General features: G+C 51.5%; 21 protein-coding genes. 5 read left to right on the forward strand and 16 right to left on the reverse strand.

Annotation, left to right across the window (positions count from 1 at the left end):
- Positions 1–6: 6 nt before the first annotated feature.
- Genes OCU43_RS17100 through OCU43_RS17130 form a run of 7 tightly spaced genes read right to left on the reverse strand, consistent with a single transcriptional unit; the run spans position 7 to position 6,916 of the window.
- Entirely contained in the window at positions 7–843 is an 837-nt protein-coding gene (locus OCU43_RS17100; protein WP_091359257.1) for an alpha/beta fold hydrolase, read from the reverse strand.
- 50 nt (positions 844–893) lie between these two features.
- On the reverse strand, positions 894–1,496 hold the full coding sequence (locus OCU43_RS17105) for an amino acid synthesis family protein (RefSeq protein WP_091359254.1): 603 nt from the start codon (positions 1,494–1,496) through the stop codon (positions 894–896).
- A gap of 45 nt (positions 1,497–1,541) precedes the next feature.
- The gene (locus OCU43_RS17110) at positions 1,542–2,000 is read right to left on the reverse strand and encodes a VOC family protein (protein WP_091359251.1); all 459 of its coding nucleotides are present in this window, start codon (positions 1,998–2,000) and stop codon (positions 1,542–1,544) included.
- Positions 2,001–2,012: 12 nt separating this feature from the next.
- Complete coding sequence (locus OCU43_RS17115) at positions 2,013–3,047, reverse strand: VPS10 domain-containing protein (RefSeq protein ID WP_091359248.1); 1,035 nt, start codon at positions 3,045–3,047, stop codon at positions 2,013–2,015.
- Positions 3,048–3,058: 11 nt separating this feature from the next.
- On the reverse strand, positions 3,059–3,853 hold the full coding sequence (locus OCU43_RS17120; protein ID WP_091359245.1) for an SDR family NAD(P)-dependent oxidoreductase: 795 nt from the start codon (positions 3,851–3,853) through the stop codon (positions 3,059–3,061).
- A 20-nt stretch (positions 3,854–3,873) separates the two neighbouring features.
- Positions 3,874–5,364 carry an aldehyde dehydrogenase family protein gene (locus tag OCU43_RS17125; RefSeq protein WP_091359242.1) on the reverse strand — a complete coding sequence of 497 codons (1,491 nt, stop codon included), beginning with the start codon at positions 5,362–5,364 and terminating at the stop codon, positions 3,874–3,876.
- A gap of 10 nt (positions 5,365–5,374) precedes the next feature.
- Positions 5,375–6,916 (reverse strand): acetolactate synthase large subunit, encoded by a 1,542-nt coding sequence (locus OCU43_RS17130; protein ID WP_091359239.1) that lies wholly within the window; start codon positions 6,914–6,916, stop codon positions 5,375–5,377.
- Between the two features lie 257 nt (positions 6,917–7,173).
- Between OCU43_RS17130 and OCU43_RS17135 the strand changes: the two genes are divergently transcribed.
- The 3 genes from OCU43_RS17135 (at position 7,174) to OCU43_RS17145 (ending at position 11,355) form a co-directional block, all read left to right on the forward strand.
- Entirely contained in the window at positions 7,174–8,505 is a 1,332-nt protein-coding gene (locus OCU43_RS17135) for an alginate export family protein (protein ID WP_091359236.1), read from the forward strand.
- A 74-nt stretch (positions 8,506–8,579) separates the two neighbouring features.
- Positions 8,580–9,989 (forward strand): aldehyde dehydrogenase family protein, encoded by a 1,410-nt coding sequence (locus OCU43_RS17140; RefSeq protein ID WP_091359233.1) that lies wholly within the window; start codon positions 8,580–8,582, stop codon positions 9,987–9,989.
- Positions 9,990–10,005: 16 nt separating this feature from the next.
- Positions 10,006–11,355: an aminotransferase class III-fold pyridoxal phosphate-dependent enzyme gene (locus OCU43_RS17145; protein WP_091359230.1), complete on the forward strand. Its 1,350-nt coding sequence runs from the start codon at positions 10,006–10,008 to the stop codon at positions 11,353–11,355.
- Between the two features lie 109 nt (positions 11,356–11,464).
- Here the strand turns inward: OCU43_RS17145 and OCU43_RS17150 are convergent, their stop codons facing one another.
- The gene (locus OCU43_RS17150; RefSeq protein ID WP_091359227.1) at positions 11,465–12,238 is read right to left on the reverse strand and encodes an IclR family transcriptional regulator; all 774 of its coding nucleotides are present in this window, start codon (positions 12,236–12,238) and stop codon (positions 11,465–11,467) included.
- A 327-nt stretch (positions 12,239–12,565) separates the two neighbouring features.
- On the opposite strand from OCU43_RS17150, the gene OCU43_RS17155 reads away from it, so the two are divergent.
- Both OCU43_RS17155 and hpaD read left to right on the forward strand, forming a co-directional pair.
- Positions 12,566–13,627 carry an AraC family transcriptional regulator gene (locus OCU43_RS17155; RefSeq protein WP_091359224.1) on the forward strand — a complete coding sequence of 354 codons (1,062 nt, stop codon included), beginning with the start codon at positions 12,566–12,568 and terminating at the stop codon, positions 13,625–13,627.
- Positions 13,628–14,757: 1,130 nt separating this feature from the next.
- A complete protein-coding gene (gene hpaD / locus OCU43_RS17160) occupies positions 14,758–15,606 on the forward strand; it encodes a 3,4-dihydroxyphenylacetate 2,3-dioxygenase (protein ID WP_091362286.1) in 849 nt (282 codons plus the stop codon).
- Positions 15,607–15,658: 52 nt separating this feature from the next.
- Here hpaD and pqqE read toward each other — a convergent pair whose 3' ends face one another.
- The 8 genes from pqqE to OCU43_RS17200 form a co-directional block, all read right to left on the reverse strand.
- Positions 15,659–16,864, reverse strand: a complete 1,206-nt coding sequence (gene pqqE / locus OCU43_RS17165) for a pyrroloquinoline quinone biosynthesis protein PqqE (RefSeq protein WP_091362285.1) — start codon at positions 16,862–16,864, stop codon at positions 15,659–15,661.
- Positions 16,839–17,132 (reverse strand): pyrroloquinoline quinone biosynthesis peptide chaperone PqqD, encoded by a 294-nt coding sequence (gene pqqD / locus OCU43_RS17170; protein ID WP_091357944.1) that lies wholly within the window; start codon positions 17,130–17,132, stop codon positions 16,839–16,841. The genes pqqE and pqqD overlap by 26 nt, the downstream gene beginning before the upstream one ends.
- Positions 17,129–17,914, reverse strand: a complete 786-nt coding sequence (gene pqqC / locus OCU43_RS17175) for a pyrroloquinoline-quinone synthase PqqC (protein WP_261832943.1) — start codon at positions 17,912–17,914, stop codon at positions 17,129–17,131. Before pqqC ends, pqqD begins: the two co-directional genes overlap by 4 nt.
- Before the next feature lie 11 nt (positions 17,915–17,925).
- Positions 17,926–18,873 carry a pyrroloquinoline quinone biosynthesis protein PqqB gene (gene pqqB, locus OCU43_RS17180; RefSeq protein ID WP_261832944.1) on the reverse strand — a complete coding sequence of 316 codons (948 nt, stop codon included), beginning with the start codon at positions 18,871–18,873 and terminating at the stop codon, positions 17,926–17,928.
- 288 nt (positions 18,874–19,161) lie between these two features.
- Complete coding sequence (locus OCU43_RS17185; RefSeq protein WP_091357243.1) at positions 19,162–21,213, reverse strand: sigma-54-dependent Fis family transcriptional regulator; 2,052 nt, start codon at positions 21,211–21,213, stop codon at positions 19,162–19,164.
- A gap of 428 nt (positions 21,214–21,641) precedes the next feature.
- Positions 21,642–22,439 (reverse strand): substrate-binding periplasmic protein, encoded by a 798-nt coding sequence (locus OCU43_RS17190; RefSeq protein WP_091357246.1) that lies wholly within the window; start codon positions 22,437–22,439, stop codon positions 21,642–21,644.
- Positions 22,440–22,465: 26 nt separating this feature from the next.
- The gene (locus OCU43_RS17195; protein WP_091357250.1) at positions 22,466–22,891 is read right to left on the reverse strand and encodes a c-type cytochrome; all 426 of its coding nucleotides are present in this window, start codon (positions 22,889–22,891) and stop codon (positions 22,466–22,468) included.
- Positions 22,892–22,965: 74 nt separating this feature from the next.
- Complete coding sequence (locus tag OCU43_RS17200) at positions 22,966–24,630, reverse strand: pyrroloquinoline quinone-dependent dehydrogenase (protein WP_217647419.1); 1,665 nt, start codon at positions 24,628–24,630, stop codon at positions 22,966–22,968.
- Between the last annotated feature and the right edge of the window lie 203 nt (positions 24,631–24,833).

Below are 24,833 nucleotides of genomic sequence, written 5' to 3' on the forward strand. Positions count from 1 at the left end.
TATTTTTTAAACCGAAGCGCTCTGTACAAAACGCACTACGGCCTCATTAAACTTCTCAGGCTGATCGTCATGAACGTAATGGCTGGCGTTATCGACGGTCACAGCGCTAAAGCACGGGTTCTTTTCAATAACCTCTTTTACCGTCGCGGCTGGCAGAAAATCTGAATTACCTCCCTTCACCAGCAGAGAGGGAATTCGTATGGCGTTAACAGCGGGCCAGAGATCGATCGGCTCAATCGTCAGACGCGCTTCAGCAATGCCTTGCTGATCATGCTTCCAGGTTACTCTTCCATCCTGCTCCCGCAGGGAAAACTTAAGCCGGGCAGCGAGCGCCTCCTCTGTCAGATTGGGACGGCTGCTGCGCCAGAACCTTTCAGCCTCTTCCCAAGAGGCAAAAGATAACGGAGTATTGCGCATCTCCCGACGGATACGCTCAGCACCGTCACCCCGGTTGGAAGACCCCGGACCGATATCTTCAATCACCAGCAGTTGCACCTTGTCGGGGTATTGCCGGGTATATTCGAGGGCATTGGTGCCGCCCAACGAATGGCCGATCAGAATAAACCGATCAAGCCCCAGGTGACCGATGAAAGCGTTCAGGTCTTCCACATAGGTATCGGTGTGATAGCCACTGACAGGCCCCCAGTCACTCTCCCCCCGGCCCCGCTGATCCAGCGCAAAACAGCGATACTGATCACCCAGTGCAGTGACAAGTTCCTGCCAGGTTTCTGCAAACCCCCTTAAACCATGCAACATCACCACCGGAATTCCCTGCGGATCACCCCACTGTAGGTAGTGCAGTTTCAGATCGCCACTGTTAAAGAAATGACTGCTTGGGGCCATCGGACACCTCTGTTTACGCTATAACTAAAAACTCTGTTTGTGGAACCGTCTTACACCAGACCGTTTTCGCATTTAGCGTCTTCCGCTTTCAGCCCACCCAAACGTGCATGCAGGCGACCACGGGTTGCAAATGCCCACACAATCAACACCTCGTCGTTACGGGGCGCATCATTAAATGAGACCGAGATAGAGTCATAATGTGAACGCACATAGAGGGCATCCTTATGCGCCAGCGGCACATCAAGCGTAGCACCCGGGCCGCCGATCTTGCCCGTTGAAGGCACCCACGACTTACCACCACCCAGGGCGTCACGCACCGGGTCTGCAGCGGGGTTAGTCAGAAACGCGTTACCGTGTTCATACTCACCATCAGCACCAACCAGAATCGCTTTGCCGTAGCTGACAATAGGGTTATCGCCGGCCAGTTCTTTGATACGTCGACCAAACTCGTGACCCAGCTCCGGAGAGTTTTCAATCAACGCAGACAGATCTTCACTGAACTGACCCGCAAACGGATTCTGGATGGCAGCAGCAATAACATATTTCTTAACCGGCTCACCATCAGCCAGAATACCGGTTTCATTTGCCAGGGTTTCTTCGTAGAAACTGAACCACTTACGGATATGGTATGGCCCAAAATTAGCGTCTTTCATTACGATTACCTTCACAATTAACAACTAAACATTAGTGACTAACAATTATTCAAATATTGGCTCAAGAACAATCTCCCGGCTGGGCGCATTGGCTGCTTTAAACCGCTGTTTGGCCAGTTCATCGTCGTGTTCTGTTTCCAGAAAGAACTCCAGCCGGTTACCATCAGGATCGGTAAAGTAAACCCCCCGGCCAATCTCATGATCGGTGGTTTTTACAACGTTCACCTTCTTCGTCAGTAACATGCCGTACAGAGTACGCAGGATGGTTTCATCCCCGTCGATCTCCAGGCCGTAGTGCTGCAGACCCAGAGTGCCCTGGGCAGATCCCGCCGGGGCTTTGATCAGAGCGATATCATGATGTTTTTCACCAAACCCCATCATGATCCAGTCGTTACCATTGCAGGCCATACGTTCCATCTGCAGGACATCTTCATACCATGCAGCTGACGTTTCAGGATCAGTCACGAACAGGGCAATATGGGTTCTGTTTACTTTAATTTTCATATCTACCTCGGTTTACGGGTTGATAACAGATTGGTGAGCAACCGCAATTTCAGCCTGAGCGGGGGTCCAGAGAACATCAGCGATCTCACTGAATTCACGCCACTCTTTCTTCCAGGAGAGACCGGCTTTATCACTGGTAAACAGGTGCCCATACTTGCAGCCCATAACAATCTGTTCCGGGTTGGCAGGATTCACATGGATACCCCAGATACAGGAGTTAGGCTGCACCGGCAGTGGCAGTTTTTCCCAGCTCTCGCCCGCATCGCGAGAGACAACAAGCTGACTGGTGGTTCCCGGTGTGCCATCGGAGATACTGACATAGATAGTATCTTCGGAACCATGAGGTACCGCAGTCGCCCGGGCGTAATACAAACCAAAAGCGGATTTAGGATTGACACCCTTCCAGGTCATCCCCTCATCGTGGCTGGTGTAAATGGCGTTAACACAAACAACCACAACCACCTTATTGCCATGATTAGGCAGGACATTGATATTGTGGATATCGGAGTTATAGTCCCACAGCAGACGGTCATCGATCCGTTCCCAGCTGTCACCACCATCCACACTCTTGAACAGGCCACCCTCTTCCAGACCAAACCACAGCTTGTTGGCGTCGGTCGGGTCATAAGAGAACGCCAGCAGGCGCGGCTTGTTAACCCCGGCACAGAACTCAGGAATCTCAACCGGTGCACGATCCCAGGTTTTGCAGCCATCGGTGGTGCGCCACAGCACTGCACGTGAAGGCGCGCCGGTACCGACAAAGACCCGCTGAGGGTTAGCCGGATCAACCGCCACCTTCCATACCGTCTCACCATTGAACGGGGTTTCAACGTGCTTCCAATTGGCCCCCGCATCATCACTGATACACAAACCGGTATCGGTGCCTATATAGATCTTTTCCGGCTCATCGGGATGCATGTCCAGAGAGCGGGTTATCGCATCAAATTCGATATCCTGCCCCAGACTCAGACGGTGCCAGGTCTGACCGTTATCACCACTTTTAATAACGCCCTGGCCGGCCGTTGCAACTAATAATGTTCCACTCATGTTCATGCCTCCTAGATAAAGATACCGCGGGTTAAACCACCATCGATACCGATTGACTCGCCGGTAACCGCTCCCGCCTTCGGAGACGCCAGGAAGGCGATCAGCCAGCCCATTTCTACCGGCTGCAGTGTCCGCTTGATCGGTGTGACATCGATATAGCCCTGTTCAATCTCGGCAGGGGTTTTACCCTGCAAGACCCCTTCACGCTCATACAGTTCATGGATGTGAGGGGTATCCACAACACCCGGGTGAATGATGTTGCAGGTAATCCCGAAAGGCCCCAACTGGTCAGACAGGTTCTTGGTCATATGTACGATGGCCAGGTTACGCATACCCGACATCACCTTGCTGCTACGTCCGGTCAGCCCCCCAATATTGATGATGCGACCAAAGCCTGCCTTCTTCATGTGTGGAGTGACCGCTTTAGCACAGCGGAAGTAACCGATGACTTTGGTGTTCATATCGCCCAGCAGCTCATCGGCACCGGCAAACTCAATGGAGTTGCGAACCACACCGGACGGTGCCGCCGCGCCATTCACCAGAATATCAACCCGGCCAAATGCCTCGATGGTTTTCTCCACCATGGCGTTTACCGCATCATCGCTGTTGGTATCGCAGAACAGCGGCAACACACGACGGCCGGTTGCTTCTGAAATTTCCGCAGCAGTGGCTTCCAGCACCGACATCGTCCGGGCACAGATCACCACATCACACCCCTCTTCCGCCAGGAAACGGGCCACATCTTTACCGATACCCATACCGCCACCGGTGACAATAGCAACGCGATCTTTTAGTTCTAAATCCATCTTAAATTCCTCAACTCTTATTACGACAGGTCCACGAAAACACTCTTTGTTTCGGTGTAAGCATCGATAACATTTTTCCCCATCTCCCGACCCCAGCCAGACTGCTTATAACCGCCGAACGGCGCAGCTGGATCGACCACATTCCAACAATTCACATAAACCGACCCGGCTTTCAGCTGGGCCGCAATGCGATGAGCATTCTGCAGATTATTCGTCCAGACACCGGCTGCGAGACCAAAGTCACTGTTATTGGCCCGATGGATCAGTTCATCGGTATCCGACCAGCTCATCACGGTGACTACCGGTCCAAAAATCTCTTCCCGGGCGATACAGGTCTGCTCCGCTTTATCCAGAAACACCGTGGGCTGCATATAATGCCCATGGTCCATTCCGGCAGGCGCCTGACCACCACAGATCAGTTCAGCCCCCTCCTGCACCGCTTTTGCAATGTAATTACTGACGATGCCATGCTGAGCCGCAGACACCAGCGGGCCGATGGTGGTGTCGCTATCCAGGCCATTACCCACCACATAACCAGAACCGTGTTTAGCCAGCTGTTCGAGGGTCTGATCCAGTACGCTGTCATGGACATAGAGACGCGAAGCGGCGGTACACACCTGCCCCTGGTTGTAAAAGATACCGTCTGCTGCCCCCTGTGCTGCTCGGACAATATCCGCATCCGGCATAATGATGTTGGGTGACTTACCGCCCAGTTCGAGGGAGACTTTTTTCATATTCCCCAGAGCCGCCTGACCAATCATCTTGCCCACCTGAGTCGAACCGGTGAAAGCGATCTTATCGACATCATTGTGCGCCGCCAGCGGTGCACCTGCCCGGTCACCGAAGCCGGTAACAACGTTAAACACCCCTTTCGGGAAGCCCGCCTGATCAAACAACTCTGCCAGTCGCAACGCCGCCAGCGGTGTTGTTTCCGAAGGCTTCAACACCGAAGTACAACCGGTCGCCAGGGCTGGTGCCAATTTCCACAAACACATCGACAGGGGGAAGTTCCAGGGAACAATCAGGGCACAGACACCAACCGCCTCTTTGCGCGTATAGGCAAACATCGGTGCCCCACTGCGGGGTGAAACCGGCAGCGTGCTGCCCTCTATCTTAGAAGGCCAGCCCGCAAAGTAGCGCAGAATAGCCAGCGCCGCAGCGATCTCACCCTTGGCATGTAGCAGCGTCTTACCATTATCCAGCGTCAGAATCTGCGCCAGATTGTCGCTGTCCGCTTCCATCAGTGCCGCCAGCCGGTTCATCAGAATCGAACGCTGAGCAGGCTGAACCGTTGACCATTCACCGTTAAAGGCATCGCGCGCGGCCTGCACCGCCGCATCAATATCCGCTTCCACCGCGGTAGCACAGTGAGCAAACACCTGCTTATTCGCCGGGTTTTCGATCTCAAAGGTTGCCCCGGAACTGGCCGCAACCCACTCGCCACCGATATAGAGTTTTTTTGGTTGCGCCAGAAAGCGTTCAACGTCCGAATTAATCGTTACAACAGCCACAACTCTCTCCTTACAGACACATCTCAATGAGGAACGGGGCCTTCGAACCCGTTCCAGTCTTCATGGCCCGCGCCAGTTCCGCATTGGTTTTCACTGCCGTCGAGTCAACACCATAGGCTTTCGCCAGTGACTGCCAGTCCACTTTTGGCTTATCCAGCTCAGTCAGCGACAGCGACTGGGGGCCAAACTCAGTGACACCGTAACGCCGCAATTCGTTTTGCAGAATGCCGTAGCGATGGTTAGCCGCAATCAGAATAACCACCGGCAGATTTTCCCGGGCGATACTCCACAGCGTCTGGATAGTGTATTGAGCACTGCCATCGGACTGCAGACAGATAACGGTGTTACCCCGCTCGGCCAGGGCAGCACCAAAGCCCGCAGGAATACCCTGACCGATAGCGCCCCCGGTATTAGTAATCACCCGGTGTTTAACCGCATGGGCTGACGCGGTAAAAAAGGGATAACCACAGGTGCCACCCTCAACAGAGACGATACAGTCATGGGGCAGACCGGCAGAAACCACCTGACCAATGGACTGCGGTGTTAGTTCTGCATCCGCATCCGGCATGACCAGTTCACCCTGAAGTTCAACAAAAGCGGGCGCTGAAACCGCATCCGCCAGCGCTTCCATGGCACCGACCACGTCATGACCCACCTCAGCCAGCACCACCAGCCGGTCCTGTTCCGCCAGACGGGAGGGCAAACCTTCATAACCAAAGTAAGAGATCGGTTCAGGCACTCCGGCGCATACCACTTCGTCATACTGATCCAGCTCTTTAATAGCCACTTCCGGGAAATATGGCAGACGATCTAGATCCGGCAGGCCACCGCCGCGATGACTGATACGCGGGAAGGTTTCAGCGAACATCTTAACGTTGGGCAGCTGTGCCAGACGGCCAGCGGCTCTGAGGCCCGCTTCGGTGACGCCGTTATCACCGACGATGAACACCAGCCGCTTACCGGCTTTAATCTTCTTCGCAACCGCATCAACGCCATCGCTGAAAAAACGGCGCACGGGGGCGTTTACATGACCTGCAGCCAGCGGATTCTCAATCGGCTTTGCCTGCAGATCCATCGGCAGCACCAGGGTAGAAATGGCACCGAATGGCTGCCAGGCAGCATTAACGGCATCAACAAAATCCGCGGCCACACTTTCAGCCGTTTTAGAGGTGCGAACCCACTTCGATACAGGATTGGCCAGAGAGTGAATATCGCTTGCCAGCGGTGGATCATAATTCACATGCCATGAGGCATGATCGCCGACAACGTTGACAATCGGGGTATTCGCCCGGCGGGCGTTATGCAGATTGGCAATACCGTTAGCGAAACCTGGCCCCAGATGTGTCAGCGTCATCGCCGGACGCCCGGTAACACGGCCATAGCCATCAGCGGCGCCCGTACATACGCCCTCAAACATCGTGAGCACTGGCCGGAAGCGAGGCTCACTCTCCATTGCTGCAACCAGTGGCATCTCAGTGGTACCCGGGTTTGCAAAGCAATACTCAATATCAGCCTCAACAGCTGCCTTTATTAGCAGTTCCGCACCATTCATAGATCAACTCCAAACATTATCTATCTCATATTATGAGACTTTGATAACCAAATCTACATAATAATAATCTCATATTCAACATTTTTCTTAAATTAACTAAAAAGACACCGCTCGAACGCAAATAAATATAAATATATAAGCAATATTATCGCAATATGAGAATTATGCTTGATTATTTGCAATATTAACGTATTTTTATATGCAGAGTTACAAATAATGTAATAAAAACGAAAAATACAGGAAGGAGTAACGGTCTGATGAACCTTACCAGCAACGCCAAGAAAGTTTCCCTGCTTGCCGCAAGCATTGCCCTTGCCAGCGCATCGGCCACCAGCCAGGCTTACCCTCTTTATAGTGAAAACGGTTCTGAGCTGAACCTGGATGTTGAAGCAACTATTGGCACCTTCAGCAGTGATGAGACATACGGCAATTCAGAGTCAAATCCTACCTGGCAGGAAGGCTATATTAAGTATGGTTTCAGTGGTTCCCATGACCTTAATAATGGCGCAACGCTGTTCGGTTCAGTGAATGCCGTGACATCCGGTACCTGGGGTGATGGTGATGCCAGTGGCGTAACCACAGGCGACGAAAGCAAAACAGAGATTGAAGATCTGTTTGCCGGACTGCGTACCGGGATGTTTGAAATTTCTGTGGGTCGCCAGAATATCACTATCGGTGACGGCTTTATTATGAATGGTGATGCCCTGAACATGGGTAAAGGCCTGGACCCTGTCATTGCCGGAACACCATTTGATGTAGAGCCTGACCGGGGTGGTGCATACTGGCTGGCACCGCGCAAAGCGTTTGATAAAACCGTGATGGTTCGGATCGGCGGTGATACCGGTCTGCGTTCAGATATCTTTTGGGTCGAATCAGACAACCAGGCTCAGGCCAGCACTGAACTGGCAGGAGCTAACGTTGAATACGTAACGGAAAAAGGCACCTTCGGTGCAATGTATCTCAAAGGCCTGGGCGTAGACGCAGATCAGGCTGCCTTCTTCGGTCATGACAAACGTGATGGCCAGAAAACAGTCAGCGTTCGTTATCAGGGTAATGCCGGTGTCGAAAACCTGTTCCTGTCAACAGAATATGTTGATCAGACTCAAGGCGATAACTCAATGGACGCCAATGCCTGGTATGTAGAAGCGGGCTGGACATTTGCTGATGCGCCATGGGCCCCAAGTGTTAACTACCGTTTCACCCGTTATGATGAGGGCTATGACCCGCTGTTCTTTGGTTTCAACCGTGGTTACGGTACCTGGTTTCAGGGTGAAGTGGCAGCAAACTATGCTGGCCCGTTTGCCACCGGTACCGATATCAACTATCTGGGTGTCACCGCTCATCCAACGGAGATGTTGACAGTGGGTGCGGGCTACTTTGATTTTGAAGATAAAAATGGTGTTGATGTTGCGAACCAGAACTTTGATGTCTCAGGTAACGAGCTGAATATCTGGGCGGAATGGGTCGCCGCTGATCATCTGATTATCAGCCCGGTTCTGGGCTTCTATACTCCGGATAACGCCAACAGCTCTCAGGGTAACGACAACACCAATACTTACATGCAGGTTATCGCGATTGTACCTTTCTGATACCCCCTTCATCAGAAAATGCAACCCTGGCCGGGATTAACGTCCCGGCCCTTTTTACAAGCAGGTGGAAGTAGATGAACAACTACAAATTACTTATCGATGGTCAGTGGGTTGAAGGTGCCTGCGAACCGTTCAAAGTGATCAACCCGGCGACACTGGAAACGGTGGCGACCTGTGCCAACGGCACCACAGAGCAGTTAGACCTGGCTGTACAGGCAGCGCAACGCGCTTTCAAGAGCTGGCAGCATGTCTCCCATGAAGAGCGTAAAGCGATTCTGCACCGTATTGCTGACGAGATTGCCGCAAACCGTGATGAACTGGCAGCACTGATCGTTGCTGAACAGGGAAAACCGTTTGGTCTGGCGATTGGTGAAGTCGAGGGCGGTATCGCCTGGACCCGCTACACGGCTGAAACGGAGATTCCCGTTGAAGTCTTTGAAGATACAGAAGATAAACTGATAGAGGGTCACCGTAAACCGCTGGGTGTGGTGGCCTCAATTACGCCATGGAACTGGCCCTTCATGATCGCCATCTGGCATATCATGCCTGCCCTGCGCACCGGGAACACGGTGATCAGCAAGCCCTCCGGACTGACCCCGCTGAGCACCATTAAGCTGGTCGAAATCATCAACAACCACCTGCCTGCCGGTGTTATCAATATCATTACCGGAGAACGGGGTATCGGCAGCGGTATCACCGCTCACCCGGGTATTAATAAGATTGTCTTCACCGGCTCCACACCAACCGGACAATCGGTAATGCGTAATGCCGCAGATAACCTCAAACGTCTGACGCTGGAACTGGGTGGCAACGATGCCGCTATCGTTCTTCCGGGCACCGATGTTAGCAACGTTGCACCCGCCATCTTTGGCGCGGCATTCCTCAATATGGGGCAGACCTGTGGCGCGCTGAAGCGTCTCTACGTTCATGAGTCACTTTATGAAGAGATGAGTGCTGCCCTGGCTGATATTGCTAAACAGCAGGTCGTCGGCAACGGTATGGACGAAGGTGTGAACTTCGGCCCGGTGCAAAACAAGGATCAGCTGGATCTGGTTACCGGGTTAGTCGAAGACGCTAAAACCCGGGGCGCACGCATTCTTTGCGGGGGAGCGCCACTGGATCAGGTCGGCTATTTCTATCCGCCAACCATTGTCGCCGACATCTCAAATGAAGCGCCTCTGGTGCAGGAAGAGCAGTTCGGCCCGGTACTGCCGGTGATTAAGTACGCCGACGTTGAAAATGCCATCGAGATGGCCAACGGTATTGATATGGGACTTGATGGTTCGGTCTGGGGGCCGGATACCAACGAGGCAACCACCATCGCTTCCCGCCTTGAGTGTGGCACCACCTTTGTTAACACCCATGCGGAGATTCAGCCCAATGTGCCTTTCGGCGGCTGCAAGATGTCAGGCTTTGGGGTCGAGTTTGGTCTGGAAGGTTTACTCGAATATACAGCGATGCAAGTCGTGCACATTAAGAAATAATTAGCAGGTATTGGCAATGTTTGAAAAATATAAAACCGCTCAGAAGCGTTTCTGGCACCCAATGGGGCCGCCCACACCCGGTAATAATGGAGACACTCTGATTATTACCTCTTCCGATGGCAACTACGTCACAGATGTTGATAACAATCGACTGCTGGATGGCGTTGGCGGCCTGTGGAACGTCAATATTGGCCACAATCGTGTCGAAGTCAAAGCCGCCATTAACAAGCAGATGGACGAGCTGGCGTATTACCAGATGTTCGATGGTATCGCTCACCCCCGGGTATACGATCTTGCTGATAAACTGATCGAGATGTTTCAGCCAGAGGATATGTCCCGGGTGCTGTTCAGCAGCGGTGGTTCCGATGCGGTTGAGACGGCTCTGAAACTATCCCGTCAATACTGGATTGCGGCGGGTGAGCCGAAGCGCACCAAGTTTATCTCCCTGCGTAATGCGTACCACGGTGTGCACATGGGCGGTACCTCAGTTGGCGGTAATAATGTCTACCATATGAACCACGGCCCGCTGCTGGCGGGTTGCGTGCAGGTGGATACCCCCTGGTTGTATCGCAACCCCTGGGATTGTGAAGACCCTGAACAGCTGACTAAACACTGTATCCGCCAGCTGGAAGAGCAGATCCAGTTTCATGGTCCCGATAGTTTTGCTGCGTTTATTGCCGAGCCGGTTCAGGGCGCTGGCGGTGTTATAGTGCCGCCCGATAGCTATTGGCCAGCCGTACGCGAGCTGCTGAACAAGTACAACATTCTGCTGATCGCCGATGAAGTGGTCACCGGTTTCGGTCGCTCCGGCTGCATGCTGGGGTCACGGGGATGGGGTGTGGTGCCTGATATTCTCTGTCTGGCAAAAGGGATCTCTGCCGGTTATATCCCATTGGGGGCAACTGTTTTCAATAAGCGGATTACCGATGCTATCGAAAACAGCCAGGACTTCAGCGGCATGATCATGCATGGCTACACCTATTCCGGCCACCCGACCGCCTGTGCGGCAGCACTGGCCGTGCTCGATATTGTCGAGAAAGAGGATCTGCCGGGTAATGCGAAAAAAGTCGGTGCGCATCTGAAAGAGGCCTTACTACCATTGGTTGAAAAGTTTGCGCATCTGGGTGAAGTGCGTGGGAAAGGTTTGATGCTGGCGCTTGATCTGGTGGTTGATAAAGCAACCCGTGAGCCGGTCAATCCGATGGATGGCTATGCTAACCGCATCGCTGAAGCGGCCAAACAGAACGGCGTACTGGTGCGCCCGGTGGGCACGAAGATTATCCTTTCCCCTCCTCTGACCCTGACCATTGAGGAAGCCGATAAGATGGCTGCGGCACTGGAGACTGCTTTCAGTAGCGTTAACTAAACGCATATCCAACGCGACGCAACGGTTGATCTCCTACTGGCAAACCCGCCAGTAATTTCAGGCTAACCCGATATCGGGTTAGCCTTTTTTCTTCTGCTAATTAAAGCCTTTAAGAAACCGTTTCTGCAGCTGTTTCTTTATCAGACTCTGACGAAACAATCCTGGCCGCAATGCGATTCGCCGCACTTTTTACCAGCTCAATCACCGCTTCATGCCGGAGTAACTGAAAACTGGATGTTCCCCCTACTGCTGCGATACTGCCCAGAATATCCTCTGTCCCCGGCTTGATAATCGGCGCGGCAATACCGGTCAGCCCGGAGTTCAGTTCATCATGGGTAATGCAGTAACCATCCTGACGAATTGAACGGGTTACCTGGGAAAAACTCTTCCAGGTAAAGTCATACTCAGCGCTGTTCTCTATCGCTTCATAAAACAACTTTTTCAGCTTGCGGCCCTTTTGATAGGACACCAGCACTTTAGACTGAGCCCCTTTAAATAAAGGCAACGGCTGCCCCCGGCCAAACGAAAAACCATACTCTGTATCAGGAGAATTAATATAGGTATTAATGATATGTCCGTCGTAAAAGACACTGATATAGACATTAAGGCCGGTGGTCTTACACAGCTCAGAAATGATCTCTCGCCCATTTGAGAGCAACGGATCATAGCGACGCATCATCCAGTCCAGCTCAATGATTCTGGGACCCAGGGTATACTGCCCATCCACCCGGCTCAGCAACCCTGATTCGCACAACTCTTTTACATAGCGATAGGCCGTCGCCCGTGAAAGCCCCATGCCATCGGCAATTGAATCCACATCTAACAGCAGCGAATCCGGGCCAAACATATTCAATACATTCAGCATCTTGCTAAGGCTTGTCATCTTGCCTCCTTTCAGTATGGTGCGTTGCAAATGTAAAACAACACACTCAGCTTTGTAATAATCTATCTACCCTATGAAGGGCCCAATAAACGCAATATTCTCACAATAGAAGAATAACTTCAGCAACTAAAGATAAAACAACACCATTTTAGCTTCTTTTTGATAATACAGTGCAGAAAATAGAGCGACATCACGGTAGTAGATCATACAATCAGACTGTCTGATAACCGCTCTGAGAGAAATGCTATCCGCACCGGGGCGATAGACGGTATCCTTAGGATTGACTGGCTTATTATCCATTTACGTCTTTGAGCTATTTGTAATCTGATGAATAACAGCAACGACCAACGACATCAACATCTGCAGATCAACAACAAACAGTCATCCACTGTCGTGGGGGGCTGGTCTGTGGCCGTTGGTCGCGCCCTGGATTCTCTTGGCTATAATGGCGATGAGCTTCTGCGCGCGGCGGGCGTGGATATATCCCGGATGAGTGATACCGATGTGCGCTTTAGTGCTGACCATACCCGTGCACTCTGGGCGCTGGCGTTAACAGAAACCGGCCAGGAGGATATCGGCTTACAGGTTGCCCGCTATGTCTGCCCCACCACCTTTCATGCCCTGGGCTTCTCTTTGTGGGCCAGTCACAGTCTGCTCGATGCACTCAAGCGCATGGTGCGCTTTGAAGTATTACTCAATGATGGCTGCAACCTCTCGCTGGATAAAGCCGATCCCCTAAGCTTCCACTTCTGCATGCAGGTGCGTCAGTCTGACAACCGGCCGCTGGTTGCCGCTGAAGGGGTCGACTATTTTCTCGGCGCAGTGGTAAAAATGTTCCGCGATATGTCGGATCAGCGTTTCGCCCCCCAATTGGTTAGCTTCACCCGTGAGGCGCCGGTTAACCCGGCATTATGGGAAAGCTATTTCCAGTGCCCTGTCTCGTTTGGTGCGTCTGAAAATCGCTTAGTGCTGAGTGCAGACACCCTGAATAAAGAGCTGCCAACGGGCAATACTCTGCTGGCTGAACAGAACGATAAACTGGTTGAGGACTATCTGCAGCGCTTACAGATGGCCGATCTTTGTGGCCGGGTGCGTATCGCCCTGATCGATCTGATGCCGCTGGGACTGACGACGCTGGAAGCGGTGGCAAACGAGCTGAACATGGTGCCCAGAACACTGCAGTACAAACTCACCCAATCCGGTACCACCATCCAGACACTGCGGGATCAGATCCGTGAAGAGCTGGCGCGTAAATATTTGCAGTATTCCCGCCAGAGTATTACCCAGATCGCCTACTCGCTGGGTTTCTCCGACCCCGCCCATCTGAACCGGGCTTTCAAGCGCTGGACCGGAGAAACCCCAACCGCCTTCCGCAACCGTCACCTTTAAGAAAACGGTTCACCACAGAGTACACCGAGGACACAGAGATAAATCTTTAAGATCTTCTTAACCGCTTATCTCAGTACGCCCGTGGTAAAAACTATAACCGCGTTCCAGACCAGGCTTCTTTAAAAAACGGTTCACCACAGAGGGCACCGAGGACACAGAGATAAATCTTTAAGATCTTCTTAACCGTTTTTCTCAGTGAGCTCTGTGCCCTTAGCATGCCCTTTGGATACTGGTAAAAAATGCCCGATGCCCTTTCTGACACCGGACAAGCTTGTGGGAGCAACGCTGGCATGCCCTCTGGGTACCCGTCACGATAAGCTTTCAGGTAGCATCAATCTAACTCATCGCCGCGGGGGCGCGCCTCCTACTACAGGTAGCTAATTAAATCTTTTCCCTCTGTGTTCTCTGTGTTCTCTGTGGTTAAAATGCCCGATGCCCTGCCTGACACCGGACAAGCTTGTGGGAGCAACGCTGGCATGTCCTCTGGCTACCCGTCACGATAAGCTTTCAGGTAGCATCAATCTAACTCATCGCCGCGGGGGCGCGCCTCCTACTACAGGTAGCTAATTAAATCTTTTCCCTCTGTGTTCTCGGTGTTCTCTGTGGTAGAAATGCCCGATGCCCTGCCTGACACCGGACAAGCTTGTGGGAGCAACGCTGGCATGTCCTCTGGCTACCCGTCACGATAAGCTTTCAGGTAGCATCAATCTAACTCATCGCCGCAGGGGCGCGCCTCCTACTACAGGTAGCTAATTAAATCTTTTCCCTCTGTGTTCTCTGTGTTCTCTGTGGTAGAAATGCCCGATGCCCTGCCTGACACCGGACAAGCTTGTGGGAGCAACGCTGGCATGTCCTCTGGCTACCCGTCACGATAAGCTTTCAGGTAGCATCAATCTAACTCATCGCCGCGGGGGCGCGCCTCCTACTACAGGTAGCTAATTAAATCTTTTCCCTCTGTGTTCTCTGTGTTCTCTGTGGTTAAAATGCGCTATACAGATCCCCCTTGTTTTAAATGGTAAAAGCTTTGCTTTAAATGGCAAAGGCGATTCACTGCTGCCACCTATACTCGCTTTCTATGGAAATGACTTCCGTTTAACAAATCAAATAACAACAATGTATTGAGGTGAGTTATGGGCGAATTGGTTCTGGCAGCAAAAGTGACACATGTGCCTTCAATGTTTATCTCTGAGCAGGAGGGGCCACTGCACGGTATTCGTGAATCGGCGATTCAGGGACTGCGCCGTATCGGTGATATGTGCCGTGAACGTAAAGTCGATACTATCGTGATTTCAGATACCCACTGGCTGGTGAATGCCGGTTTTCATATCAATGCGAAGCCAGAGATGTCCGGGGTGTTTACCAGCACCGAGTTCCCCCACTTCCTCAATAATATGGAATACAGTCACACCGGCGACCCTGAACTGGGGCAGCAGATTGCCGAGATCGCCACCAACAACGGCGTTACCACCCTCTGCCACCATGAAGTTGAAACCCTTCAGCTGCAATATGGCACCCTGGTTCCCCTGCGCTACCTCGGCGTTGGCAACGATATTAAAGTGGTTTCGATTGCCGGCTGGATGTATGACGCAGATCTGGAGGAATCGAAACAGGTCGGCGAAGCGATTCTTGAGGCGATCAACAAGTCCGATAAACGGGTGGCGTTCCTCGCCAGCGGCTCGCTGTCACACCGGATCCCACCGAATAAAGTGGTTGGCGACTATATGTTCAAGATCAGCGAGCCATTGAATCAGGAGATCGACCTGATGGTGATGGATATGTGGAAAAAGGGTCAAACCAAAGCGTTTCTCGACCTGCTGCCGAAGTATGCTCAGGACTGTTCTGGAGAAGGCGGTATGCATGATACAGCGATGCTGTTTGGCCTGCTGGGCTGGGACAAATATGAAGGTTGCGCCGAAGTCATGACCGAGTACTTCCCAAGCTCTGGCACCGGTCAGTGCAATGTCGTGTTCCCGGTCTGATCCGGATACAGATCTCATCCTGAAAAAGCCGTTCTGAGAACGGCTTTTTGCCTTAGTCCCGGGAGAATTTAAGCAGTCTATCGGTCGTAATAATCCGCGAGTTACGCTCATTTCGGTAGAGAAGATCGGCAGGATTACCGGCCACCGTTTCAGCCATTGCTCGGGCACTGAGTATCAATTCATGATGTTCCGACTTCGCACACACCGGATCCGCGTTATGCATATCGCCAGTCAGCATATAAGCCTGACAATGACAGCCGCCAAAATCTTTTTCCTTTTCATCACAACTGAGACAGGGCTCCTCCATCCAGCTATCGCCACGGAAATGATTGAATCCGGAACTCTCATCCCAGATCTTCTGCAACGGCATATCGATAACATTAGGAAACTCGATCGGTAGCATCCGCGCACTGTGACACGGCAGCGCAGTGCCATCCGGGGTAACCGTCAGAAACACCTGTCCCCATCCGTTCATACACTTTTTAGGCCGCTCTTCATAGTAATCCGGTGTGACAAAAATCAACTTGATCGGATTGCCCGCTGCTGCCAGTTGTTCACGGTATTGATTGGTGATCCGTTCAGCCCTTTTCAGCTGTTCATGGGTGGGAAGAAGCTGTTTAATATTGTCAAAGGCCCAACCATAGTATTGGCAGGTGGCCAGCTCAACGTAATCCGCTTCAAGCTCGACACCGAGTTCGATAATGCGGTCGATCCGATCGATATTATGCCGGTGAGTCACAAAGTTAAGCACCATGGGGTACCCCTGAGCTTTCACTTCCCGAGCCATTTTTAACTTCTGCTTAAACGCTTTTTCTGACCCCGCCAGCAGGTTGTTGACTTCGGGATCTGCTGCCTGGAAGCTGACCTGAATATGATCAAGACCCGCCTCATGCAAACCCGCAATCTTCCCTTCATTCAGTCCAACTCCCGAGGTGATCAGGTTAGTGTAGTAACCCATCTTGTGGGCACCAGTGATAAGCTCAATCAGGTCCTGACGCACCAGTGGTTCACCACCGGAAAAGCCCAGCTGAACCGCCCCCAGCTCACGCCCCTGACGGAAAACATCAAGCCATTGCTCAGTGGTCAGTTCAGCACCCACCTCAGCGAAGTCGAGAGGGTTCGAACAGTAAGGGCACTGCAACGGACACTTATAGGTCAGTTCGGCCAGCAACCAGAGCGGCTGGCCGTGGCCTGGGACACTGCTTAAAGAGGGCGCCTGTGAAGGCTGACCGTTACAGGCTGATCCAGAGTTGCTCACGGGCGTCTCCTAAAAAATCCAGAATATCCCGGTCGATCCCCTCGGCATCGGGGAACTTCGCCTGCAGTGTCTGGATAATATCCGCTGCAGTTCGCTGACCATCGACCAGCGCCAGCACTTCACCGGCGGGGCCGTTCAGTTTAACCATCCCCTCGGGATAGAGCAGTACGTAACAGTCCTGCGCTTTCTCCCACTGGAAGCGGAACATGCGATTCAGCGCAGGTACCGATTCCAGGGTTATCGCAGCCGTCTGGTCTGCACTGCTCATGCAAACAAACCTTTATGGTAGACCTTCTCGTCGGTGACGGTGTGATACGGCGGACGATTCAGTTCATACGCCATGGTCATCGAATCCAGCATGGTCCAGAGGACATCCAGTTTAAACTGCAGGATGTTGAGCATCCGTTCCTGCTGCTCGCGGGTTTTGTAGTAATCCAGCGTGATCTCCAGCCCATGTATCACATCGCGACGGGCTTCTGTCAGACGGTTACGGAAATACTGATAGCCATCCTCTTTAATCCAGGGGTAGTGTCCCGGCCAGGTATCCAGACGGTTCTGATGGATCGTCGGTGCAAACAGTTCTGTCAGAGAGGAACTGGCCGCTTCATGCCAGTCGGCCCGGCGGGCAAAATTGACATAGGCATCCACCGCAAAACGAACCCCCGGCAGCACGTGTTCCTCAGAGAGGATCTCTTCGCGGGTCAGACCCACCGCTTCACCCAGTTGCAACCAGGCTTCGATGCCGCCCACGGCGCCATCATAACCATCATGATCCAGCACCCGCTGCACCCAGTGACGGCGCACTTCCCGGTCGGGACAGTTGGCCATAATCGCGGCATCTTTCACCGGAATGGAGATCTGATAATAAAACCGGTTAGCCACCCAGCCCTGAATCTGTTCCTTAGTGCAGCTGCCGTTGTACATGGCGATATGGTAAGGGTGCTGAGTATGATAGAAGGCGCTTTTGGCCCGCAGCGCCTGTTCAAATTCGTCCCGGCTCATAGGTGGCTGATCCTGCTTTTTACCGGCTTCGTTCATCTGTGCATTCATGGTAAAACCTCTCAGAGTTCTATACCCATTCCGTCCCAGGAGACTTCGATACCGTGGGCTTCCACTTCGGCCCGTTCCGGTGAGTCTTCATCCAGTATCGGATTGGTATTGTTAATGTGGATCAGCACTTTCCGGGGCTTATCCAGCGTATCCAGAAAGTCGATCATGCCACCCTTACCGGTTTCGTCATTACGGGACTGCGCCAGATGGCCCATGGTGACGCCAAGCTTGTCGCCAACACCGGAGGTGATCAGCTCATCGTCGCGCCAGATGGTGCCGTCAACCAGCAAACAGTCCGCGTCTTTCATAATCGGTTTGAGATGGGGTTCAATCTGGCCGAGACCAGGGGCATAGAACAGAGTTTTCCCGCTGCGGGTATCTTCTATCAGGATACCTATATTGTCCCCTGGGTGGGGATCGTTGCGATGCGGTGAATAGGGTGGTGCACTGCTGAGCAGCGCGACCGCTGTCAGTTTCAGTTCGGGTACCTGAGGGATCACAAAGGTGTTGGTGCCCTCTTCTACCGATCCCTCAACGGGAATTCGGTTGCGTTTGATGCCGCCATTCCAGTGTTCCAGCATCTTAAAGATGGGGAAACCGGTGGTCAGATCCTGATACACCATATCGGTGCACCAGACCTCATGGGGGCAGCCTTCACGCAGCATCAGTAGACCGGTGGTATGGTCAATCTGGCTGTCGATGAAGACAATCGCCGCAATGCCGGTATCACGAATCTTTCGATTCGGTTGCATCGGCGCAAAATCAGCCAGCTGCTGGCGAATATCCGGCGAGGCATTAAACAGAATCCAGTCTTCACCGTTGGCACTCACAGCGATGGATGACTGAGTCCGGGATCTGGCATTGAGGGTTCCGGCCCGATAGCCGGCACAGTTACGGCAGTTACAGTTCCACTGGGGAAAGCCGCCGCCCGCTGCGGAACCAAGAATCTGAATTTTCATTGTTATTCTTCTGTAGGCTGACTGTCAGTCATTCAGCCAGTAAGCCTGGCTAAATGCTCACCAAATACAAAAGCAATAACCAAGCCATAATATAAGACTTTGATTTTTATGAGTTAAGAATAAGCTTTTTGATGAAAACAGACCCGAAGCAACACTCTGATCGGTCAACATGCGACACTCTGAGTCAAACCATTGAGGCTTATCAACTGCACCTCACTGCCCGGTTTATAAAGAACAAAAAAAACCATGCAAAGGAGCATGGTTTTCAGATGGGGAAATCACACAGGGTTACACCAGAGAATCTAACTCATCAGCATTATTATCGATAAAAAGATTATATTTTTTTATCTTGCGGTGTAATGTTGAACGACTAATGCCCAGCGCTTTGGCCGCCCGGGTGACCACCCAGCGGTTTTGCTTCAATACCAGCTCTAACTCTTCCTTTTCTGACAGTTCCTGCCTTGCAGAAACAGCTTCACTTTGTGCACCTCCTGACATCGATACCATCCGTGACGGCGGAGCATAGGCGAACTGATCGGATTGGTGGCCAATCACTACAGGCGCGGCAAACACCTCATCAGGAAGATCATCAACCTGAATCAGATCCCCCTCACGCATACACATTGCATACTGGAGTACATTTTTCAACTGGCGGATATTGCCGGGCCACTGATACCGGCAGAGCACTTCTAAAGCATCCGGAGTAACCTGCACATTGTCAGCATTATCTTCATCCATGCACAGAGCACGCAGAACCTTCTCGATAATAACCGGTTTATCTTCCCGCTCACGCAGGCTTGGCAAAGCGATCTGAAAACCGCTGATGCGGTAAAACAGATCTTCGCGGAATTCACCACTGCTAACCAGCTCTTTCAAGTCACGGTGGGTCGCACAGATTACATTCAGGCTGACCTTTACCGGGTTAACCTCACCCAACGGAATGATCTCACTTTCAGCAAGTACTCTTAGCAGGCTGGCCTGCAGCTCAATCGGCATATCACCGATTTCATCAAGAAACAGAGTTCCGCCATTACTGGCCTGTATTTTACCCACCTTGCCAGCTTTCAAACCACCTGTAAAAGTACCGGCACCATAGCCAAACAACTCACTCTCAATCAACGATTCAGGAATCGCGGCACAGTTAAGCGTGATAAACGGCTTGTCTGCACGATCACTGCTTTCATGTAGCGCACGGGCCCACACCTCCTTCCCGGTGCCGGTTTCACCCTGAAGCAGGATACTGATACCTTTGTTAACCATACGCTGGCAGCGACTGGCTTGCTTCAACAGCTGAGGCTCTTCTCCGGCAGCGTGAAAAAGAGGGGTATCGCAAGCCTGATCACCAGAGACCGCTCTTTTAGCAATGTCACTAGTAGATCCTGAGCTTTTAGACACCGTCCCCTGAGAGGCTTTCAGCTGCGATTCAAACGCTGAGTTGTGTAACCAGGCCGCATAAAGTTTTACTGGTTTATCACTAATCCGGACAAAAAGTTCGACAACACCCGCTGACTCCAGTTGCTCTAAATTCTGGCTGAACGCTTCCTGAAATTTGCGTCCCACTAACTCATAACGGTCCCGACACCCCAATGTCAGTAGCAGCGGTGTGGTCGCAGCGATAATGGTATCGCTATCGTTCACCGCGATAAGAGCGTTTGTCTCAGGCCGGTAGGGAGAGAATGACAAACTAATAACACGTTGATTAGCATAGGCATTTTTAAAAACAATCGCCTCTATCTCGTCAGCGGTCTCACATACAAGGTTGAGTGCTAAAGCCTGATAAAGCCGGTTTCCTGAGGCATAGGTAGAGATATCCAGCGCACCAAAAGGAGTGCCATCCGGCGAGATTAACGGCGCTGCGGAGCAACTGAAATTATGCAGGTTGAAACCGTAATGTTCTTTAGCGAATACGGTGACCGGCCTGCACTCGGTTAAACAGGTTCCCAGGCCATTGGTGCCGACAATCTTTTCTGACCACAGAGTTCCCTGGCGCAATCCTTTTTGTTCAAGATCATGACTGATATTGGAATCGGCATAGGACTTAACCACCACACCTTCGGTATTCGTTATCAGAACCGCATAACCACTCTGTTTGGAAACCGTTCTGATCTTATCAAAAACCTCTTCGGAATCACTCAGAAGTTTTTCCATCGGTTCCCGACGCTGCCTGACTTCAGACTCTGAAAGCGAGACCAGCTCAACATTGGTGTCCGGGGACATTTTGTATTGATCACGACAGCGCTGCCATGAGCTCTGTATATACTTATCAGTACCGCTCTCACCTGGCCCCTGTATGGTTACAGACTTCGCATTCTTATCAGAATAACCTGTATTTGAAGACATCTATTCACCTGTTCACTCCCTGTCTTTGCAATTCAGCGTCAGACAAGGGTCATTTTTATATTTATTTAGTGTCAAGTTGTACAACCCCACAATAACCCTAAACTACTCCTTTTTATCTTTTAAAAAACTATACTTTGGCACCAAAACACCTCAGTCCAATATAGCATACATTCATTGAAACTCAGTATTTTTGCCCCTTAGGGGAAAGTCGCTCCTTACGGTGATTAGATTTCCCCTATCTGAGAGCCCCTTCCCGCTCTCCTGCATCAATCAACAAGAACTCACCACATTTGTCAGCGACAATATCTCATCCAAACCATCTTATACGGCGAAGACAGAATGCAAAAAAGGAGCGCGAATAAGGCGCTCCAAACTCTGCCTTGGGTAAGCAGAAACAGAGGTCACAAACAGTGAGGCACTGAAAATCGTTATTGCAGTCCATATCGAGCCAGGATGTTCGATAGAGCCCCATCTGACTTCATCTCAGCCAGCAACTGATTGAAACCATTCCGTGAGTCTTCATCTGACCTCCTCAACCCCAGCGCATAGTCATAATTCAGATCTGCATGTAAGATATTCTCTGCATCATATTGCCGCAGTTTACCCAGATTCTCCTGGAACCAACCCGCAGATACATTAGTCACTACCGCCGCATCAATCAGTCCATCTGCCAGTGCTTGCAAACGGCTGGCTTCATCCTGAAAACGCACAGCGATACTGATATGGTTGTGGACTAATGCACCGGAAGCGATACTGCCTGGCGAAACCCCAACCACCAGCGGTTTAAGATCGTCGATATCACTGATAACAGACCCTTTATCCAGAGTGACCAGCTTAAACTCTAAGCGCAGATAGGGGTCTGAGATCAGCAGGTATTTGGAATCCCCCTCTTTAAACCGGGCAACCCCGGCATAAAAATCACAGCCCACTTTTTTAGCCTGCCGCTTAGAAAATATCCAGGACACATTCAGCGATACGTCTAACTTTTCAGCCACCGCTCTGGCTATATCGATCTGAAAACCTTCCGGCTTATCCGCCCGTCTGGAGAAAGGCATCTGTTCAGGATGAGCACACAGATTAATTTCACCTCTGGCCCGGATCTCACTTAATGTCTGCGCACTCGCAACCGGACTGACAACGATAATCACTGCGGTCATAAAGCCGATAACGACAGAGCTCAGTAATTCAGAAAATTGGGGCGTCAGTCTTTTTATTTTTGTACTCATATCAGACCTCACTGTTTTGCCGGTAACTATTTTTCTTCACTTAAAGACAGGATATAGGTCACCAACTCCCAACGCTCTTCTGGGGTGAATGTCCTTTTCCAGGGTGGCATCACGAGTGAACCACGCTTTTTCCCTTTGGTAATGGTTTTAAAGAGATAATCCGCATCAAAATCACGCCCCTGCAACATCTTTGCTTTACCACCGGAGCCTTTATAGCCATGGCAGTACACGCAGGTCTGGTTGAAACGATGCTCACCATTAGCTACCGATATCGCCTCTTTACTGAACACTTTCGCCTTCATTTCGGCTACGTATTCAGGGTCTTCCTGATTTTTTTTATCTGCTCTTTTTTCTCCCCCGGTCACCGGTGGTGCCACCGCATAGGCGACGCCACTAAGCAGTGCGATAGCAAAAACGCTATACCGGATCGGTCTGAATAAATTAACTGACATAACAACTCTCTCCCACTAAATAAACTGGAAAAAAGGGGGCTGCGACAACGCCACAACCCCCAATGCGGAACTAACTAGTCTTCCAGCGTGAATGCGACCAGTGCTGCACCGCCGGGTAATCCGCTGACTTCAGGGAAAGCACTGGCCATAAAGCCTGGTGCATGAGAACCAAAACCGGTGGCCGCCAGAATGTACTGCTTGCCATTGACGGAGTAACTGACAATACCGCCACGAATTCCGGAGCCAGCATTGAAGTTCCAGATCTCTTTACCATTCTCGGCGTTATAACCATGGATTACGCCGTAGGGGTCGCCATTGAAAACAAGGTTGCCACCAGTGGTCAGAACGCTACCCAACCCCGGCAGTGGATAGTCAACAGACCATTTCAACCTGCCGGTAATAGGGTCGCGGGCATCCAGTCGGGCTGAGGCTTTTTTACCCGGAGGCGGAACCGCCACCAGCTTACTGACCCCCAGATAAAGTCCGGCAATACCGACATTCTCATGTTCCTGAGGGGCCGGAACAACTATGTTGCACACCTCCATTGCGTTGGTGTACCAGAGACCGGTGTTGGGGTTATAGGCGCCATGATTCCAGCTGCGGGCCCCCAAAAGATAAGGGCAGATGGTCGTTTCTTTGCCTTCAGGCATATCCACCCGACCGATCAGCTCACCGGTTTTCGGATCGATCCCTTTCACGAAATTGATGTTTTCTGCCAGCGGCCAGACATTCTCAACCTTACCGGTATCCTTCTCCAGGACAAACACATAACCACTTTTGTTCAGATGTACTAACACATCTTTGCCGTTAACGTTCAGGCTCAGAGCTTCATAGGCGGAATCGTAATCCCAGACATCGTGAGGAATCTCCTGGTAGGCCCACTTCAACTTACCGGTCTTCGGCTCAATCGCCAGCAAGCTGGCACTGTATTTGTTGTCGCCTTCGCGCTCAGCACCGTAGAAATCGGGAGCTGCATTGGAAGTACCGATAAAGATGGTGTCAGTTTTTTCATCATAGGTACCCGGCAACCAGGCACCACTACCGCCCACCTCACCGGAATCTCCCGGCCAGCTCTTAGGATCATCTTTTTTCAGAATATCGAAGGTCCACATCTTTTCGCCGGTAATCGCATTAACCGCAAAGATTTTGCCCTGGGTTGGCTGATCACCACCGGTGGTTCCGCCAAACAGAACATCACCCGCCAACTGAGGAGGAGATGAGAAAAGACAGCCATAGCACTTCTCCTGATCGGTGATCTGAGTTGACCATTTCTCCTTGCCGGTTTTCTGATCCAGCGCGATAAATCGCCCATCAAGAGAGCCGATGTAGACATTGCCATGACCCACGGTGACGCCACGACTTGCAGCCACATAGAACACCTCATCAACAATCGCGTCCAGATCGGCCTGGTAGTGCCAGATCTGCTTGCCGGTGGCAGCATCAAGGGCAAATACGTTATTGTTTGGGCCAATATAGTAGGCTATACCATCAACCACGATCGGCGTTGCCTGCAGGCCCATCTGGATATCGCCCGGTTGATGAATCCAGGCAACTTTCAACTTCTTAATGTTGTCTGCATTAATCTGATCCAATGGACTGTAGCGCCAGGCATCGGACGTTCGATGGTATTGCGGCCAGTCGTTAGGGCTCTCTGAAGATGCATTCACAGCGGTAATACCCGACAATGCAATCGTTGAGGTAATACATGCGGATAGCGCTAGCTTTTTTATTTTAATCACTTCTCGTTCTCCATCTATCTATATCATGCAGACTCACCCACCCGGGCCAGCCCACCACTACACATAAGACAGAAACGCAACATACAGGCCAACATTTATCCCGACCTATTAAAAAGCTATCAATACATTGATATATATGAATTTTTTCATCTGACAGAAACTAATAGCTAAAGCTAATACAAGGCGTGCTACAGGGTTAAAAC

It is taken from the genome of Amphritea atlantica (genome assembly GCF_024347255.1).
GTDB classification, from domain to species: Bacteria; Pseudomonadota; Gammaproteobacteria; order Pseudomonadales; family Balneatricaceae; genus Amphritea; species Amphritea atlantica.

What these genes read in the sequence shown, in the direction of transcription:
- pqqD (WP_091357944.1), bottom strand. Translation starts at nt 17,132, where the DNA reads ATGAGCAGTGCAGACCAGACGGCTGCGATAACCCTGGAATCGGTACCT.
- OCU43_RS17190 (WP_091357246.1), bottom strand. Translation starts at nt 22,439, where the DNA reads ATGAGTACAAAAATAAAAAGACTGACGCCCCAATTTTCTGAATTACTG.
- OCU43_RS17105 (WP_091359254.1), bottom strand. Translation starts at nt 1,496, where the DNA reads ATGAAAGACGCTAATTTTGGGCCATACCATATCCGTAAGTGGTTCAGT.
- OCU43_RS17195 (WP_091357250.1), bottom strand. Translation starts at nt 22,891, where the DNA reads ATGTCAGTTAATTTATTCAGACCGATCCGGTATAGCGTTTTTGCTATC.
- OCU43_RS17130 (WP_091359239.1), bottom strand. Translation starts at nt 6,916, where the DNA reads ATGAATGGTGCGGAACTGCTAATAAAGGCAGCTGTTGAGGCTGATATT.
- OCU43_RS17100 (WP_091359257.1), bottom strand. Translation starts at nt 843, where the DNA reads ATGGCCCCAAGCAGTCATTTCTTTAACAGTGGCGATCTGAAACTGCAC.
- pqqC (WP_261832943.1), bottom strand. Translation starts at nt 17,914, where the DNA reads ATGAATGCACAGATGAACGAAGCCGGTAAAAAGCAGGATCAGCCACCT.
- OCU43_RS17115 (WP_091359248.1), bottom strand. Translation starts at nt 3,047, where the DNA reads ATGAGTGGAACATTATTAGTTGCAACGGCCGGCCAGGGCGTTATTAAA.
- OCU43_RS17155 (WP_091359224.1), top strand. Translation starts at nt 12,566, where the DNA reads ATGAATAACAGCAACGACCAACGACATCAACATCTGCAGATCAACAAC.
- OCU43_RS17140 (WP_091359233.1), top strand. Translation starts at nt 8,580, where the DNA reads ATGAACAACTACAAATTACTTATCGATGGTCAGTGGGTTGAAGGTGCC.
- pqqB (WP_261832944.1), bottom strand. Translation starts at nt 18,873, where the DNA reads ATGAAAATTCAGATTCTTGGTTCCGCAGCGGGCGGCGGCTTTCCCCAG.
- OCU43_RS17120 (WP_091359245.1), bottom strand. Translation starts at nt 3,853, where the DNA reads ATGGATTTAGAACTAAAAGATCGCGTTGCTATTGTCACCGGTGGCGGT.
- OCU43_RS17135 (WP_091359236.1), top strand. Translation starts at nt 7,174, where the DNA reads ATGAACCTTACCAGCAACGCCAAGAAAGTTTCCCTGCTTGCCGCAAGC.
- OCU43_RS17110 (WP_091359251.1), bottom strand. Translation starts at nt 2,000, where the DNA reads ATGAAAATTAAAGTAAACAGAACCCATATTGCCCTGTTCGTGACTGAT.
- hpaD (WP_091362286.1), top strand. Translation starts at nt 14,758, where the DNA reads ATGGGCGAATTGGTTCTGGCAGCAAAAGTGACACATGTGCCTTCAATG.
- OCU43_RS17150 (WP_091359227.1), bottom strand. Translation starts at nt 12,238, where the DNA reads ATGACAAGCCTTAGCAAGATGCTGAATGTATTGAATATGTTTGGCCCG.
- OCU43_RS17185 (WP_091357243.1), bottom strand. Translation starts at nt 21,213, where the DNA reads ATGTCTTCAAATACAGGTTATTCTGATAAGAATGCGAAGTCTGTAACC.
- OCU43_RS17145 (WP_091359230.1), top strand. Translation starts at nt 10,006, where the DNA reads ATGTTTGAAAAATATAAAACCGCTCAGAAGCGTTTCTGGCACCCAATG.